This is a genomic window from Croceicoccus naphthovorans (genome assembly GCF_001028705.1).
Lineage (GTDB): Bacteria > Pseudomonadota > Alphaproteobacteria > Sphingomonadales > Sphingomonadaceae > Croceicoccus > Croceicoccus naphthovorans.
Genome location: NZ_CP011770.1, coordinates 365,882 through 381,846, shown reverse-complemented (window position 1 = coordinate 381,846; position 15,965 = coordinate 365,882). Strand labels below are relative to the sequence as shown.

Below are 15,965 nucleotides of genomic sequence, written 5' to 3'. Positions count from 1 at the left end.
CACAACCCTTTGCCGGAAAACAGGCAAAAGGGTCGTTCATGGTTCGCAAATGGTTCGCCATCCCCCTCTGGCAGCGCGTCGTCGGCGCGCTGATCCTTGGCGTCATCCTCGGCCTGATCTGGGGGCCTGAAGCCGAAACCATCAAGTGGATCGGCGACTTCTTTATCGCCTCTATCAAGATGCTGGTCGTACCGCTGATCTTCTTCAGCCTGATCTCCGGCGTCACCGCCATCGGCGATTTGCGCAAGTTGGGCGCGGTGGGCGGACGGGCGCTGCTCATCTTTCTCGTCACCAGCCAGTTCGCGGTTTGGCTCGGGCTTGGCCTTGGCACACTGTTCATGCCCGGCGTGGGTCTGGACCAGAGCCGGATCGAGATGGGCGAGATTCCCGAGCCGAAGACCGAAGGCTGGCGCGAGATGATCCTGTCGATCGTGCCGCAAAGCCCGGTGCAGGTCATGGCTGACGCCAATGTCCTGCCGCTGATCGTCTTTGCCCTGCTGATCGGCATCGGCATCCTGATGGCGAAGGAAGAAGGCCAACCGCTGACGAAGATTTTCGACGCAGGGTCGGTGGTGATGCAAAAGATCACGATCCTCGTCATGGAGCTCACCCCGTTCGGCGTCTTCGCGCTGATGGCATGGGTTGCGGGAACGTTCGGCGTGGGTGCTTTGCTGGCCTTGGCGAAGCTGGTCGCGCTGAATTACGCGGGGTGCTTTATCCTGATCGGGGTGGTCTATGTCGGGCTGTTGAAGTTCTTTGCCAAAGTGCCGGTCGGCGATTTCTTCCGCGGCATGATCGATGCCATCGCGGTCGCCTATTCCACCGCATCGTCCAGCGCGACATTGCCCGTCACACTACGCTGCCTGCAACGCAATATCGGCGTGTCGCCTTCGGTCAGCAGCTTCACCGCATCGCTGGGCGCGACGATCAACATGGACGGCACGGCGATGTATCTGGGCCTCGCCACCCTGTTCGGCGCGCAGATTTTTGGCGTTCAGCTGGACTTTGCCGACTACGTCATGGTGGCGGTGACCGCGACACTGGGCTCGGTCGGCGCGGCGGGCATTCCGGGCACGGGTTTGATCATGATGACTCTGGTGTTTTCCAGCGTCGGCGTTCCGCTGGAAACCATCGCCTTTGTCGCTGGCGTGGACCGGATCATGGACATGATGCGGACCGTCACCAACGTCACCAGCGACGCGACCTGCGCGACGACGGTGGCGGCGCAAGTGGGCGAACTGGACCGGGCGGAGCTGGTTAGCGCGGATGACGTGTAGCACCGCTCTGAAAGCGGCAGTTCGGGCAATTGTGGCAAAATTGGGAACGATCAAGGCGGGTGCCGCGTTGTCTACCTGAATTCAGACGTGTGGCCACTGCGAATCGATCCGAACATTCCGCCACGCGCACGCGGCGATTTCACGCCATATTTGCCAGAAGGGGAACAACCATGAAGTTCAAGACCACCGCGCTCATCGCATCGGCTTTCGCCATGACGACGCTGGCCGGCTGCGCCGAAAGCGAGCAGGAAGCCCAGGAAGACCTGGTCGAGCAGCAGTACGAATCGCAGGAAGACGTGCTTGAGGAGCAAGCCGACCTTGCCGAAGCGCAGGGCGACGAGGCCGCCGAGGAAGCGCTGGACGCGCAGGCCGACGCCATGGGTGAAGCCGGCGACGCGGCCGAGGATGCCGTCTCGAACTAAGCTTCCGGATCGGTGACCGGAATATTCGGGCCGGTCCATCGGATATAATGGACGGCGTCCGTCTTGCGACAGGCGCCGTCTGCTTTTGGGGACAGTGGGTGTGGGGCCAGCACCTAGCGCCCCTTCGGCTTTTCCAGCACTTTCTTCCGGAAACTGCACAGCTCCACCACAGGACACCGCCAACACTCCGGCGTTCGCGCCTTGCACACGTAGCGCCCGTGCAGGATCAGCCAGTGATGCGCGCCCAGCCGGAACGGTGCGGGCACGCGTTTTTCCAGCTTCGCCTCTACCTGTTCGGGCGTCTTGCCCTTCGCCAATCCTGTGCGGTTGCCGACGCGGAAGATGTGGGTGTCGACCGCGAAAGTCTCCTGCCCGAACCAGCAGTTCAGCACCACGTTCGCGGTCTTGCGCCCCACGCCGGGCAGCTTGACCAGTTCCTCGCGGCTGTCCGGCACTTCGCCGCCATAGCTGTCGACGAGCAACCGGCTGAGCGCGATGACGTTCTTCGCCTTGGAATTGAACAGGCCGATGGTCTTGATATGCTCTTTCAGGCCATCCTCGCCCAGATCGAGCATCTGCTGCGGCGTTTTTACACGTTCGAACAGTTTCCGCGTCGCCTTGTTCACCCCGACATCGGTCGCCTGCGCCGACAGGGCCACCGCGACGACAAGCTGATAGGCATTGCCGTATTCCAGCTCTGTCTCGGGGTCGGGATTGTCCTCCGCCAGCAGGCGAAAGAACTCAAAAATCTCGTCCTTGGTCATGTGGGGCTACCTAGGGCATGTTTGCATTCAGATGATGGCGCGGCGGCAGCGAAGCTGGCCAAAGGCCAAAATGGTGGCCCTGTGTGAGCCGGAGCGCAGCGTACTTCAGTACGTGAGCGCCGGAAGCGCGAAGAGCCGCCATTTGCAACCCGTCAGCGCTGGCTGCAGACATGTCCTAGAGGCCCAGGACCTGCGGCATCGTATAGCGCCCCGGCTCACACCCGATCAGCCAGTCCGCGCCCTTCACCGCGCCGCGCGCGAAGATCATGCGATTCTCTGCCAGATGGGTCAGGGCCAGCCGTTCTTCGGCTCCGGCGAAATAGACGGTATGCTCCCCCGCCACGGTGCCGCCGCGTAAACTGGCAAAGCCGATCGCGCCCTCGGCCCGCTTGCCGGTAATGCCGTCACGACCTCGTTCGGAGTGCGCTGCAAGGTCGACGCCCCGCCCCTTCGCCGCCGCCTCGCCCAGCAGAAGCGCGGTGCCCGATGGCGCGTCGACCTTCATGCGGTGATGCATTTCCACCACCTCGATATCCCAGTCATCGCCCAGCCGCGACGCCGCCTCGTTCACAAGGTGTGCCAGCATCGTCACGCCCAACGAGGTATTGCCCGTTTGCAGCACCGCGATTTTCTCCGCCGCCGCATCGATGGCCGCGTGATGATCTTCCTCCAGCCCGGTCGTGCCGATCAACACCGGAATGCCAGCCGTCACGCAGGCATCCAGCGTCGCCTGCAACGCAACCGGCGCGGAAAAATCGACCAGTGCGTCGCTTTTTCCTGCAAGCTCTCCGATATCGCCGCAATCGCGGTCCACCCCGCCCGACAGCTTGTGTCCGGCGCTGGCGATCGCGCCTGCCAACACGCCGCCCATGCGCCCCTGCGATCCGACAATACCGATGCGTGCCATTACCTTGATGCCTTTACCCTGAAATCCGGGCGTGCTTCATGGGCGACATGACCGGCAAGAGCAATGGCATCCGCAACATCGTGATCCTGACCGGCGCAGGCGTTTCCGCCGAGAGCGGGATCGACACCTTTCGGGACGGCGGCGGCCTGTGGGAACAGCACCGGGTGGAGGATGTCGCCACGCCAGAGGCTTTCGTCCGGGACCCCGATCTGGTGCTGCGCTTTTACGACATGCGGCGCGAATCGATCCAGACCAAGCAGCCCAACCCCGCGCATGAGGCGCTGGCGCGGCTGGACCGAGAGTGGGACGGCGAGCTGCTGATCGTCACCCAGAATATCGACGATTTGCACGAACGCGCCGGCGCGAAACGCGTGCTGCATATGCATGGCGAGCATCTAAACGCATGGTGCACCGCCTGCGACGTGCGCAGCCGCTGGACCGGCACGCTGGTCGACCGGCCGGACTGCCCCGAATGCGGTGAACCGGCGCTGCGGCCCGATGTCGTCTGGTTCGGGGAAATGCCGTATCAGATGGACCGCATCTTCGCCGCGATCCGCGATGCCGACCTGTTCGTTTCCATCGGCACATCGGGTGCAGTCTATCCGGCAGTGGGGTTCGTCCAGAACGCCAACGATCTGGGCGCCGATACGCTGGAGCTGAATCTGGAGCGGAGCCAAGGGTCGCACTGGTTCGATGAGACGCGACTGGGCCCGGCGGGGCAGATCGTGCCGGAATGGGTGGACGAAATTCTGTCTTCTCGCTGACACGGGAATAGTCCAAGCGCGGCGGTGTCGCGCCCCTGGATCGAAAGCACCTGCATGACCGCCACGAATGCACCCGAACCCACCGCAGCGGGCCTTGGCCTGTTCGAAAGATGGTTGTCGATCTGGGTCGGTGCCGCGATCCTTGGGGGCATAGCGCTGGGCAACGTCGCGCAGCCGATGTTCGCCGCAATGGCTGCGGTGGAGTTTGCATCCGTCAACCTGATCGTCGCAGTACTCATCTGGGCGATGATCTTCCCTATGATGGTCGCGGTCGACTTTTCCGCCGTGCGCCGCGTGGGCCACAAGCCAAAGGGGCTGATCATCACGCTGGTCGTGAACTGGCTGGTGAAGCCGTTTTCGATGGCGGCACTGGCCGTGCTTTTCTTCGAAGTCGTATTCGCCGACCTGATCGCTCCGTCTGACGCGCAGCAATATATCGCGGGCCTGATCCTGCTGGGGGCCGCACCGTGTACCGCGATGGTCTTCGTCTGGTCGCAACTGACCCGTGGCGACCCGGCCTATACGCTTGTGCAGGTCGCCGCGAACGACCTGATCATGGTGGTCGCCTTCGCGCCGATAGTCGCGCTCCTGCTCGGCGTCACGGATATTGCGGTGCCGTGGACCACGCTTTTGCTGTCCGTACTGCTCTACGTCGTCGTGCCGCTTGCCGCCGGTGCGATGGTGCGTCGGCGCGTATTGAACAGCCACGGCGGAGATGAAGCCTCGGTCAGCACATTCACCGCGCGGATCAAGCCGCTTTCGATCATGGGCCTGTTGCTGACGGTCGTGCTGCTATTCGGCTTTCAGGCAGAGACCATCGTCGGCAATCCGCTTCTGATCGCGCTGATCGCCGCGCCGATCGTCGTACAGAGCTATGGAATCTTTCTGATCGCCTATGCCGCCGCAAAGGCATGGCGGGTTCCCCACGCCATTGCCGCCCCTTGTGCGCTGATCGGCACATCGAACTTCTTCGAACTCGCGGTGGCGGTGGCTATCGGCCTGTTCGGCCTTGGCAGCGGCGCGGCGCTGGCCACCGTGGTCGGCGTGCTGGTCGAAGTGCCGGTGATGCTCTCGCTCGTGGCCATCGCCAACCGCACCCGCCCGATGTTTCCGGGCGGGTGAGTTAGCATCAGCCCACCACTTCCGCAGCAGCCAGCACCGCCAGCGTCAGCACGTCGGGCGCAATCGCGGTCATCGGGGCGATCTGGACCGGCTTTTCCATACCGATCAGCATCGGGCCGATCGTGCTCGCCCCCGCCAGTTCGCGCAGCAGCTTCGCCGACAGGTTCGCCGATTGCAGGCCCGGCATGATCAGCACATTGGCCGGGGCCGACAGGCGGCTGAACGGATAAAGCTTCATCACTGTCGGGTTCAGCGCAGCATCGGGTGCCATTTCGCCTTCGTACTCGAAATCCACGCCTTCATCGTCGAGGTGGTGCACCGCTTCGCGAATGTTCTCCAACCACTTGCCCGCCGGGTTGCCGAACGTGGAGTACGACAGGAACGCGACACGCGGTTCGTGGCCCAGCCGCTGGGCAACCTTTGCGGTCTCCTTGGCGATATGCGCCAGCATCTTGGCATCGGGTCGCTCGTTGATCGTGGTGTCGGCCAGGAACACGGTATAATTCTTGCCGATCATCAGGTGAATGCCGAACGGCACCTCGTCCTTCTTGGGGTCGAGGACGAGGCTGACTTCCTTCATCGTCTGCGCGAAGGGGCGCGTCAGGCCGGAAATCATCGCATCGCCCTTACCCAAGGCGCAGAGCAGCGAGGCGAAGACATTGCGGTCCTGATTGACCATGCGGCGCACGTCACGTTCGGTATAACCGCGCCGTTGCAGGCGGTTATACAGATAATCCGCCATTTCGGGCACGTATTCGGAATCGGCGGAGTTCTGGATCTCGAAGCTGTCGATATCCTCGACCGCCAGTTCCTTCAGCTTGTCCTTCACCTTGTCGGTACGGCCCACCAGTACCGGCTCGCCATAGCCGAAGTCGCGGAACTGAATCGCGGCGCGAAGGACGACATCCTCCTCCGCCTCGGCAAAGACCACGCGCTTGGGGTTCGCCTTGGCCCGCTCGTACACGCTGGTCAGCGCAGAAGTCGTCGGGTTCAGGCGGGCCTTCAGGCGAAGGGCATATTCGTCGAAATCCGCGATCGGGGCCTTGGCAACACCAGAATCCATCGCCGCCTTGGCGACGGCGGAGGACACGACCTCCATCAAACGCGGATCGAACGGCGCGGGAATGATGTAATCGCGCCCGAACTGGTGGTTCACGCCATAGGCCACGGCCACTTCTTCCGGCACGCGTTCGCGGGCCAGTTCGGCGATTGCACGGGCGGCGGCGATCTTCATCTCTTCGTTGATCGCGGTCGCCTGCACGTCGAGCGCGCCGCGGAAGATGAAGGGAAAGCCCAGCACGTTGTTGACCTGGTTCGGATAGTCCGACCGGCCCGTAGCAACGATGGCATCAGGGCGCACGGCATGGGCATCGTCGGGCGTGATTTCCGGCGTGGGATTGGCCATCGCGAAGATGATCGGCTGATCCGCCATCTTCTCGACCCACTCGGGCTTCAGCGCACCGGCCGCCGACAGGCCAAGGAAAACATCCGCGCCTACCAGCGCTTCGGCAAGGCTGCGGGCATCGGTCTCTACCGCGTGCGCGCTCTTCCACTGATCCACACCGTCACGGCCGGGATAGATCGGTCCCTTGCGGTCGCAGACGATCACGTTGTCGTGCCGCACGCCCATCGCCTTGATCAGTGCGGTACAGGCCAGCGCCGAGGCACCGGCCCCGTTCACGACCATCTTGATCTCGTCCATCTTGCGCCCGGTCAGGTGGCAGGCGTTGATCAGGCCAGCCGCCGCGATGATCGCGGTGCCGTGTTGATCGTCGTGCATCACCGGAATGTTCATCTTTTCGCGCAAGGCCTGCTCGATAATGAAGCATTCTGGTGCGGCAATATCCTCAAGGTTGATGCCGCCGAAGGTCGGCTCCATCAATGCGACGGCGTTGATGAATGCCTCGGGGTCTTCGGTGTCGAGCTCGATGTCGATGGAATCGACATCGGCGAAGCGTTTGAACAGGACCGACTTGCCCTCCATCACCGGCTTCGACGCCAGCGCGCCAAGATTGCCGAGGCCGAGGATCGCGGTGCCGTTGGAGATCACGGCGACAAGGTTCGAACGGGCGGTGTACTTCGCGGCATTCGCCGGATCGGCGGCGATCGCCTCTACCGGCGCGGCCACGCCGGGCGAATAGGCAAGCGAAAGGTCGCGCTGCGTCGCCATCGGCTTCGATGCGACGATCTCGATCTTACCGGGCCGGATCGTCTCGTGATAGAACAACGCCTCACGCTCGGTGAAGCTGACCTTCGATTTGCTTTCGCCCGAATTGCTCTCGCTCTTATCCGCCAACAATACCTCCCGCTGGCCATCCATCGCAATGTTGAAAGCGCCTATAGCGCGAATCGATGGGTGCGATAGGGCAGAAGCGCGATATTTTGGCGGCGCGGGGGACAAACTTTCGTCGACGCTTGGCCGAATCGTACCGCCGCCGTTAGGCGCATGGGCATGGCAGGCGGCGCCACCCCGATGATGCAGCAATACTTCGCTCTGAAGGAGCAGGCGGGCGACTGCCTGCTGTTCTATCGCATGGGCGACTTTTTCGAGCTGTTCTTCGACGATGCGAAAGTCGCGGCAGGCGTGCTGGATATCGCGCTCACTTCTCGCGGGGAAAACAATGGAGAGCCGGTGCCGATGTGCGGCGTGCCGGTCCACGCGGCCGACAATTACCTCGCCCGCCTGATCCGCGCCGGTTGCCGTGTCGCCATTGCCGAACAGGTGGAAACCCCCGCAGAGGCGAAGGAACGCGCCCGCAAGGAGGGCCGCGCGTCCAAGGCGCTGGTCCGGCGCGACATCGTGCGCTTCGTAACGGCGGGCACGCTGACCGAGGATACGCTGCTGGAATCGCGCAGCGCCAATGTGCTGGCGGCGCTGGCTCCCTTGCGCGATGCTGTGGGGATCGCTGCGATCGACATTTCAACCGGCGAGATGGCGCTGGAACGGGTGCAGCCAGACGGGATCGCCGCGGCCTTGTCGCGCATCGGCCCGGCTGAAATGGTCGTGCCCGAGGGGTGGGAAGACGCGCCCGAGGGCAGCATCACCCGCCCGCGTAGCGCGTTTAGCAGCGACGAAGGTGAAGCACAGTTAAAAGCTTTGCACGGTGTCGCAACGCTTGATGCCTTCGGCGCGTTCGACCGCGCGCACCTTGCCGCCGCCGGTGGGCTGATCGCTTACCTCGACCATGTGGGGCGTGGCACATTGCCGCTGGTCCTGCCGCCGCGTTTGCGCGAAGCGGGCGGGCACCTTGCGATGGACGAGGCAACGCGGGCCAGCCTTGAGGTCACATTCTCGGCCAGTGGCACCCGCAAAGGCAGCCTGATCGATTGCATCGACCGCTGTCTGACCGGCGCGGGCGCGCGGCTCCTGTCCGAAGACCTCTCGGCCCCGCTGGCCGATCCGGGCGCGATCCGCGACAGGCTGGCGGCGGTCGAGTGGCTGTACGACGACGCATTGCTACGCGAAGACCTGCGCCGTGCCTTGCGGGCCTTGCCCGATGTCGGGCGCGCACTGGGGCGGATCGTTGCCGGACGCGGAAGCCCGCGCGATCTGGGCCAGCTGCGCGACGGGCTGAACGAGGCGCGGATGCTGCACGAGATGTTGCAGCAGCGCGGAAGCCTGCCGGGTTTGGTGGAGCGCTTGCTGCCCGTCCTTGCCGGGCATGGCGCGCTGGTCGAGATGCTGACCCGCGCACTGGTATCCGCCCCGCCGACCGAGCGGGCGAGCGGTGGCTATATTGCAGAAGGTTACGACGCCTCGCTCGACGAGTTGCGGTCGATTGCGAAGAACGGCCGCCGCGCGATTGCCGCGCTGGAGGCGAAGTATCGAGACCAGACCGGAATCGCGACGCTGAAGATCAAGCACAACGGCGTGCTTGGCTATTTCATCGAGGTGTCCGCCCGTCACGCCGATGCGCTGATGGCGGCGGACAGCGGCTTCACCCACCGCCAGACGATGAAAGATGCAGTGCGCTTCAACGCATTGGCCCTGCATGAGGAAGCAAGCCGCATTTCCGAAGCAGGCGGGCGCTCGCTGGCGGCGGAAGACGCGCATTTCGAAGAACTGGTCGAACGCGCGATCGCCGCGAAGGAAGCTATCGCGGCGACTGCACAGGCCCTCGCCCGCATCGACGTGTGCGCCGGACAGGCCGAGCGCGCTGCGGAGGGCGGCTGGACCCTGCCCGAGATACGCGACGACGCGGTACTGGACGTGACCGGCGGGCGGCACCCGGTGGTAGAGGCGGCGCTATCCGCCAGCGGCGACCGCTTTGTCGCCAACGATTGCGCACTGTCCGACCGCGATCGGCTGTGGCTGATCGGCGGGCCGAACATGGGCGGCAAGTCGACATTCCTGCGCCAGAACGCGCTGATCGTCCTGCTCGCACAGGCGGGCGGGTTCGTGCCGGCAGAGAGCGCAAGAATCGGCGTGGTCGACCGCTTGTTCAGCCGTGTCGGCGCATCGGACAACCTCGCCCGTGGCCGCTCCACCTTCATGGTCGAGATGGTCGAAACCGCCGCGATCCTGTCGCAGGCGACCGAACGCAGCTTCGTGATCCTCGACGAAGTAGGGCGCGGGACCAGCACTTACGACGGCCTTGCGCTGGCTTGGGCCGTGGCCGAAGCGGTGCACGAAACCGTCCGCTGCCGCTGCCTCTTCGCCACGCACTATCACGAAATGGCGCGGCTGGCCGAGACTTGCGAGGCGCTGTCGCTCCACCACGCCCGGGCGCGTGAGTGGAAGGGGGATCTCGTCCTGTTGCACGAACTGGCCGAGGGTCCGGCGGATCGCAGCTATGGCCTCGCCGTCGCGCGGCTGGCGGGATTGCCCAAGCCGGTAATCGCGCGGGCCAAGACCATTCTCGACAAGCTGGAAAAGGGCCGCGCCGAAACCGGCGGGCTTGGGGCTGGTCTTGGCGACCTGCCACTCTTCGCCGCTGCTGCGGAAGTAGCCGAGGAGCAGTGCGATACGCTGCGCGAAACCCTACGCGATCTCGATGTCGATGCTCTGTCGCCGCGTGAGGCGCTGGACATGCTCTACGCCCTGAAGCGCGGCGCGGGCGAAGATACCGCCTGATGCGTTCGGAACCGGGCCGCCCCGTGCCGGTTCATCTTATGCGATGTCCGAAGGGGAAAAAGAATATAACCGCACCGAGCTGGCCGAAGACCGCACGATCATGGCGGTCGAGCGGACGTTCGCGGGCTGGATGCGCACCAGCTTTGCCGCCATCGGTATAGGGCTGGCGTTCAAAGCGCTGTTTGGAGAACTGGACCCGCCGTGGCTAGCGCGTGTGATCGCCACGATCTTCATCCTGCTGGCTGCATTTCTGGCGATCACCGCAGAGCGACGTGCCTGCCGTGCCGTCACCCGGATGAAGACGCATTCGGTCGATTCGCCCGACGCGCCCCACCTTCGCTATGTCGCCTGGGCCGTCGCCGCCGGTTCAGTAGTCCTTGCCATCGCGATCTGGCTGATGAATGGGACAGAGGTGCCGATACCGGGAATGGGCTGATGCAATTCGACGACCTGATGCTGCGCTATTTCGGTACGAACGATATGAATGCGATCGCGCCCGGCGGGCGTGAGGCTGGCATCGACAGGATGCGGGTCGATTTCGGGCTGGAACGCGATCCGGCCAAACGCTTCGTCATCTGGGCCCTGCTTGCCATGAATGACGCGGAGCCGGACTTGTCCGAAGCGTTTGAAACCGAGGCCGAGCGGGAAGCTGCGCGCAACCTGCTCGACCTCGTCATCATGGCCAAAGGCGGCGATTAACTGTCAGAATTTGCCGGCTCGTCCTTCATCACGTTGGACTTGCCGTACTTGCTCTCGTTGTCGTCCATATTCGGTTCGCCGCGATAGGCGGACATGTCGATGCCACCCTTTTCCATCTGCTTCATGTGGTCGACCAGGTCTTCGGAACTGTCCTCGTCCGTGATCGACGCATCAGGCTTTTCGCCGTCTTCCAAACCGAAGCTATCGACTGCACGGCCCATCGCCTGATCGGCGACGGTCTGGGCCTGTGCGGCTTCGTCATGCTGTTCGTCATTGAAGTTTTCGGGGGCGAGGTTGCCGTTGTCGGCCTTGCTCTCGTTCGCCATCGGAATTTCCTTTCGTGTGCTTTGCCGAATTTACGGTTGCCTCGCGGCGAGGTTCCCCGGACGGACAAGGCGAGAATGAAAATAATTCGCAACAAGCTCTATTTTGCTGTTGCGAGTCATTCGCATTCCTAATAGCAGCCTCCTGACGGCGCCGTTGCGCCACCCATTGTTCGCAGTTCAGGAAGCACCGGCCTTGTCCAATCCCGCCATTCAGATTGCAGCCAGCGCCCTGCGACCGGCCGGACTTGCCGTGCTTTCGGCGCTGGCCTTGGCCGCAAATCCGGCTCACGCGGCACCCACCGTGCCCCATAGTCTGTCGGTTGCGGACATGTTTCTGCAGGCTGACTGGGTGGTGAAGCTGGTGATGATCGGGCTGATCTTCGCTTCGATCGTCACATGGACGGTTTTCGCCGCCAAACACCGCCAGCTCTCCCGCGTGGCGCGCGCAGAGCGCGCCCGCCTTGCCGGCCTGCGCACGATGCGCGGGATCGACGACGGGGCCGGCGATGCAGCGCTGGGCGCGAATCCGCTGCTGCTCGCCGCGCGCGAAGAACTGGCGCTGTCCGCAGACGCTCTAGAGGATCGCGAGGGCCTGAAAGAACGCGTCGCATCGCGGCTCGAGCGGCATGAAGCCCAGTGCGCCCGCGCCATGACGCGCGGCATCAACATCCTTGCCACCATCGGCGCGACCGCACCCTTTGTCGGCCTGTTCGGCACCGTCTGGGGTATCATGAACGCCTTCGTCGGCATTGCAGAGAAGCAGACCACCAACCTCGCCGTCGTCGCGCCGGGCATTGCCGAGGCGTTGCTCGCAACCGCGATGGGTCTTGTCGCCGCAATCCCGGCAGTCGTCATCTACAACCACTTCTCGCGCATGGTCGCGGCCAACCGCGCGGTGATTTCCGATGGTAGCGCGGTGGTCATGCAGATCGTGTCGCGCGATCTTTCCCGCGGCATGGCGGGCTGAACGTGGCATTCAAGCTCTCTCACGCCGATGCGGAAGACCTGCCGGTCAACCACGAGATCAACGTGACGCCGTTCATCGACGTCATGCTCGTGCTGCTGATCATTTTCATGGTTGCCGCGCCACTGGCGACCGTCGACGTGAAGGTCGACCTACCCGTCGCCAATGCCGAACCCTCTGCACGGCCTGACGAACCGCTCTACCTGACCATCGAGGATGGCGGACGGCTGACCGTTAACGACCGCCCCGTCGAACTGGCCGCACTGGGTGCTGCCGTTTCCGAAGCGGCGGGCGGCGACAATGAGAAGCGTGTATTCCTGCGCGCGGACAAGGCCGTGCCGTATGAGCGGATCATGGACGCGATGAACGCGCTGCGGTCCGCCGGGTATCTGCGCGTAGCCCTGATGGGCGCTGAAGGTGCGGGCGTATCGTGACCGCTGCTGCCCTTCCTTACGAAGACAAGCGGCTGTGGACAGCTGCCGCCGCCGGGGCGTTGATGTTGCACGGCGCGGTTCTGGCGGCTGTGCTGCTGATCACGCCGAAGGCCGCGCCGCCACTGCCCGATCCGGTGATGGAGCTCGAACTCCCACCGCTCGGCCCCGCAGAAGTGGCGACCAGCGCCAGCGAACCGACCCCGCCGGTCGATCTGCCTGAGCCGGTTGCGCAGGAACTGCCCAGCTATCTCGCGCCGGACATCGATATTCCCGAAACGCAGGCAGCGCTGCCGCCCGATCCGGTCCGCGTGCCACCACCGGCGCGCATTCAGGTGCCGACGATGCAGCCGAGCGTAGCCCAGGCCGCTCCGCCGCAACCCCAGCCCGCCACCCGGCCCACCGAGGCGACGACCGGTTCTGGCGATACCGCGGGCGACGACCCGCGTGCGAAGAAGAAGGCCGCCGACTATTACCGGTTGCTGATGGCACACTTGCAACGGAAGAAGCAGTATCCGTCCGAAGCGAAGAAGGCGCGCCAACAGGGCGTGGTCACTGTCCGCTTTACCGTGGACCGGTCGGGCAACGTCGTCGCCAGCTCCATCAAATCGAGCAGCGGTCATGCCTTGCTGGACGACGCGACGCTGACCCTGATGCAGCGGGTGTCGCCCTTACCGCCGATCCCGCGTGAGATGGGGCGGGACAGCCTGACCATCGCGCTGCCGATCGATTACGCGCTTTCATCCAAGTAATCGGACACCGCGCAAATCCAAGAACCAAACCGCGAACACGAACGACGAAAGATACCAAGGGGAATTTTGCAAATGCGTCGCACTACCAATATCAGAAAGCCGATCTCGCTCCGCCAGGGCACCGCCCTTGCCGCCGGAATGTCAGCGGTATTTCTGACCCAGCCCGCCCTTGCACAAGATGCAGGGGACGAGGAAATCATGCTCGATACGCTGGAGATCAAGGATCACACGGCGGACTCCAACCCCTACACGCAGGAAGGCGCGCCCTATAAAGCTCGCATTTCCGGCGACATCCGCCGTCCCAAGCCTCTGGCCGAAACGCCCGCCACGATCACCGTGCTGACCGAGCGTCAGATCGAGGAATCGGGCGCGAACGACATGCGTGAAATCCTCTCGGCCCAGCCCGGCGTCACCGTCGGCACGGGTGAAAACGGCAACGCATTCGGCGACCGCTTTATCATCCGTGGCCACGAAGCGCGCAGCGACGTCTTCGTCGACGGCCTTCGCGATCCGGGCATGACCACACGCGAAAGCTTCGTCGTCGACCAGATCGAGATCACCAAGGGCCCAAGCTCATCCTTCGCGGGTCGCGGCGCGACGGGCGGTGCGGTGAACTCCATCACCAAGCAGGCTAGCACCGATTATATGTTCACCCGCATCGACGGCGGCATCGGCACCGACGATTATTATCGCGCGACGTTGGACACGAACATCCCGCTGACCGACACGCTGGCCGTGCGCGTGAACGGGCTCTATTCCTACGAGGAAATCCCGAACCGCAACTTTTCCGACCGCGACCGTTGGGGCGCTGCGGTTTCCGGCGCATGGACGCCGAGCGAAACGGTTCTCGTCCTGCTCGACTATTACCACCTGACCGCGAACGACATTCCCGATCTGGGCGGCTATGTACCCGCGCCGACCGGCACGGCGGGGAACGTGACCGTCTATGGTCCATGGGACGACGTGCCGAACTATGCGCAGGAAGGCGATTTCCTCGACACCGAAGTAGATACCTTCACCGGCCGCATTTTCATCACGCCGTGGGACGGGTTCACGATCACCAACGCCACCCGCTATGGCGAAACCACCAACGGCTATGTCCTGACCGGCCTGCGCGGCGGGGCATATGATCCGGAAGCGGGCACATACGACCCTCTGCGCCTCTCGACCCATCAGGGAAATCAAGAGGTTGAGTACTTCACCAACCAGTTCAACGTGTTGGCCGAATTCGACACCGGGTCGATCGGGCACGCCCTGATCGTCGGGTCGGAGTATTCGAACCTTCAGGTGACCAATGGCACCTACGCAATCGACGAAAATGGCCCGACGAACTGCACCTATGAAGGACGCGGCGGCAGCATCAATCAGGGATATTGCATCACCGACGAGAACCGGAACGTCAACGTCGGCAACATCCACGATCTGGCCCAGCGGGACATCAGCTTCGGCAGGATCGACAGCGACTGGCAGGTGGAAACCCTGTCGTTCTACGCGATGGATACCGTCGACCTGAACGCATGGCTTTCAGTGCACGGCGGCGTGCGTCTGGATGCGTTCAGCTATTCGAACGACGTTCTGGGCCGCGGCGCAGACGAACCGACCCACTTCAGCTATTCCGACACGCTGTGGAACGGCCACGCGGGGATCGGCATCAAGCCGGCGGAAGAATTGTACCTTTACTTCAACTGGGGCACGGCAAAGAACATCAACGGGGGCGAATCCGACCTTGGCGGCAATTGCGGCTATGGCGGCATTTGCGTCGCCGACGGCACGGACATCGGCGATGGCCGTCCCGAGGGCAGCGAAAGCTTTGAAGCGGGCATTAAGGCAGACCTGTTCGACGATCGCTTCATGGCGACCGCCGCAGTCTTCCAGATCACGAAGGACGATGTCTTCGAAAGCGCGGGCGACGGTTACAGCGAGGGTGGTTCGCTCAACACCGGCAAGAACCGCGTTCGCGGCGTCGAATTCGGGATCGTCGGCAACCTCACCTCGAAACTGTCGGGACAAGCCGCGCTGACGTTGATGGACTCCGAAATTCTCGACTCCAACGATCCGGCCAAGATCGGCCGCCGCCTGTCGAACTTCGCCAATACGCAGTTCAGCGGACAGGTCCGCTATCAGGCAACCGACGCCTTCGCATTCGGCGGCACCGCCACGTACAAGAGCGCTATGTTCACCGGCCAGCCCGACGATGCGGCCAGCTATAACGACGAGCTAGAGGTCTACACCTATCGCGTGCCGAGCTATTGGGTGTTCGACGCCTTCGCCAGCTATCAGTTCACGCCCAACATCGGCGCAAGGGTCAACGTGACCAATGTTGGCGACACGGACTATTACCAGGCGGGCTATCGCAGCGGTCACTTCCTCTACAAGGGGGATGAACGCCGCTCGACACTGACTGTCACGGCGAAGTTCTGATGCCTGATGGGGCGGCCCCTTGCGGGCCGCCCCACACGCTCT

At 63.5% G+C, this 15,965-nt stretch carries 15 protein-coding genes; 11 read left to right on the top strand and 4 right to left on the bottom strand.

The features are described from left to right. Positions 1-38 precede the first annotated feature (38 nt). Positions 39-1,277 (top strand): dicarboxylate/amino acid:cation symporter, encoded by a 1,239-nt coding sequence (locus AB433_RS01900; protein WP_047819700.1) that lies wholly within the window; start codon positions 39-41, stop codon positions 1,275-1,277. Positions 1,278-1,447: 170 nt separating this feature from the next. Beyond that, positions 1,448-1,699, top strand: a complete 252-nt coding sequence (locus tag AB433_RS01895; RefSeq protein WP_047819699.1) for a hypothetical protein — start codon at positions 1,448-1,450, stop codon at positions 1,697-1,699. Between the two features lie 113 nt (positions 1,700-1,812). Here the strand turns inward: AB433_RS01895 and nth are convergent, their stop codons facing one another. Next, on the bottom strand, positions 1,813-2,463 hold the full coding sequence (gene nth, locus AB433_RS01890) for an endonuclease III (RefSeq protein WP_047819698.1): 651 nt from the start codon (positions 2,461-2,463) through the stop codon (positions 1,813-1,815). Between the two features lie 175 nt (positions 2,464-2,638). Beyond that, positions 2,639-3,370 (bottom strand): 4-hydroxy-tetrahydrodipicolinate reductase, encoded by a 732-nt coding sequence (gene dapB, locus AB433_RS01885; protein ID WP_047819697.1) that lies wholly within the window; start codon positions 3,368-3,370, stop codon positions 2,639-2,641. A 38-nt stretch (positions 3,371-3,408) separates the two neighbouring features. On the opposite strand from dapB, the gene AB433_RS01880 reads away from it, so the two are divergent. Further along, positions 3,409-4,134 carry an NAD-dependent deacylase gene (locus tag AB433_RS01880; RefSeq protein ID WP_375782385.1) on the top strand — a complete coding sequence of 242 codons (726 nt, stop codon included), beginning with the start codon at positions 3,409-3,411 and terminating at the stop codon, positions 4,132-4,134. A gap of 54 nt (positions 4,135-4,188) precedes the next feature. Continuing rightward, on the top strand, positions 4,189-5,256 hold the full coding sequence (arsB, locus tag AB433_RS01875; protein WP_047823074.1) for an ACR3 family arsenite efflux transporter: 1,068 nt from the start codon (positions 4,189-4,191) through the stop codon (positions 5,254-5,256). Between the two features lie 7 nt (positions 5,257-5,263). Here arsB and AB433_RS01870 read toward each other — a convergent pair whose 3' ends face one another. Beyond that, a complete protein-coding gene (locus AB433_RS01870) occupies positions 5,264-7,552 on the bottom strand; it encodes an NADP-dependent malic enzyme (protein WP_245626557.1) in 2,289 nt (762 codons plus the stop codon). Positions 7,553-7,708: 156 nt separating this feature from the next. On the opposite strand from AB433_RS01870, the gene mutS reads away from it, so the two are divergent. From mutS to AB433_RS01855, 3 genes are read left to right on the top strand one after another with little or no spacing between them, the layout of a single operon-like run. Then, positions 7,709-10,330 carry a DNA mismatch repair protein MutS gene (gene mutS, locus AB433_RS01865; protein ID WP_245626556.1) on the top strand — a complete coding sequence of 874 codons (2,622 nt, stop codon included), beginning with the start codon at positions 7,709-7,711 and terminating at the stop codon, positions 10,328-10,330. Between the two features lie 43 nt (positions 10,331-10,373). Further along, the gene (locus tag AB433_RS01860) at positions 10,374-10,766 is read left to right on the top strand and encodes a YidH family protein (RefSeq protein ID WP_047819695.1); all 393 of its coding nucleotides are present in this window, start codon (positions 10,374-10,376) and stop codon (positions 10,764-10,766) included. Beyond that, positions 10,766-11,029, top strand: a complete 264-nt coding sequence (locus AB433_RS01855; protein WP_047819694.1) for a hypothetical protein — start codon at positions 10,766-10,768, stop codon at positions 11,027-11,029. The genes AB433_RS01860 and AB433_RS01855 overlap by 1 nt, the downstream gene beginning before the upstream one ends. Here the strand turns inward: AB433_RS01855 and AB433_RS01850 are convergent. After that, on the bottom strand, positions 11,026-11,355 hold the full coding sequence (locus AB433_RS01850) for a hypothetical protein (protein WP_047819693.1): 330 nt from the start codon (positions 11,353-11,355) through the stop codon (positions 11,026-11,028). The two genes, AB433_RS01855 and AB433_RS01850, sit on opposite strands and share 4 nt — an antisense overlap. Positions 11,356-11,548: 193 nt before the next feature. Between AB433_RS01850 and exbB the strand changes: the two genes are divergently transcribed. The 4 genes from exbB (at position 11,549) to AB433_RS01830 (ending at position 15,923) form a co-directional block, all read left to right on the top strand. After that, the gene (gene exbB / locus AB433_RS01845) at positions 11,549-12,322 is read left to right on the top strand and encodes a tonB-system energizer ExbB (protein ID WP_218916910.1); all 774 of its coding nucleotides are present in this window, start codon (positions 11,549-11,551) and stop codon (positions 12,320-12,322) included. Positions 12,323-12,324: 2 nt separating this feature from the next. Beyond that, complete coding sequence (gene exbD, locus AB433_RS01840; RefSeq protein WP_047819692.1) at positions 12,325-12,753, top strand: TonB system transport protein ExbD; 429 nt, start codon at positions 12,325-12,327, stop codon at positions 12,751-12,753. Continuing rightward, positions 12,750-13,502, top strand: coding sequence for a TonB family protein (locus tag AB433_RS01835; protein ID WP_047819691.1), 753 nt, complete (start codon positions 12,750-12,752; stop codon positions 13,500-13,502). The genes exbD and AB433_RS01835 overlap by 4 nt, the downstream gene beginning before the upstream one ends. A gap of 72 nt (positions 13,503-13,574) precedes the next feature. Beyond that, entirely contained in the window at positions 13,575-15,923 is a 2,349-nt protein-coding gene (locus AB433_RS01830) for a TonB-dependent receptor (RefSeq protein ID WP_047819690.1), read from the top strand. Positions 15,924-15,965: the final 42 nt, after the last annotated feature.

Bases quoted from the DNA above. Each gene is read 5' to 3' on its own strand.
- AB433_RS01855 (WP_047819694.1), top strand. From the start codon at position 10,766: ATGCAATTCGACGACCTGATGCTGCGCTATTTCGGTACGAACGATATG.
- AB433_RS01830 (WP_047819690.1), top strand. From the start codon at position 13,575: ATGCGTCGCACTACCAATATCAGAAAGCCGATCTCGCTCCGCCAGGGC.
- nth (WP_047819698.1), bottom strand. From the start codon at position 2,463: ATGACCAAGGACGAGATTTTTGAGTTCTTTCGCCTGCTGGCGGAGGAC.
- AB433_RS01860 (WP_047819695.1), top strand. From the start codon at position 10,374: ATGTCCGAAGGGGAAAAAGAATATAACCGCACCGAGCTGGCCGAAGAC.
- AB433_RS01880 (WP_375782385.1), top strand. From the start codon at position 3,409: ATGGGCGACATGACCGGCAAGAGCAATGGCATCCGCAACATCGTGATC.
- dapB (WP_047819697.1), bottom strand. From the start codon at position 3,370: ATGGCACGCATCGGTATTGTCGGATCGCAGGGGCGCATGGGCGGCGTG.
- arsB (WP_047823074.1), top strand. From the start codon at position 4,189: ATGACCGCCACGAATGCACCCGAACCCACCGCAGCGGGCCTTGGCCTG.
- AB433_RS01850 (WP_047819693.1), bottom strand. From the start codon at position 11,355: ATGGCGAACGAGAGCAAGGCCGACAACGGCAACCTCGCCCCCGAAAAC.
- AB433_RS01895 (WP_047819699.1), top strand. From the start codon at position 1,448: ATGAAGTTCAAGACCACCGCGCTCATCGCATCGGCTTTCGCCATGACG.
- AB433_RS01900 (WP_047819700.1), top strand. From the start codon at position 39: ATGGTTCGCAAATGGTTCGCCATCCCCCTCTGGCAGCGCGTCGTCGGC.
- mutS (WP_245626556.1), top strand. From the start codon at position 7,709: ATGGCAGGCGGCGCCACCCCGATGATGCAGCAATACTTCGCTCTGAAG.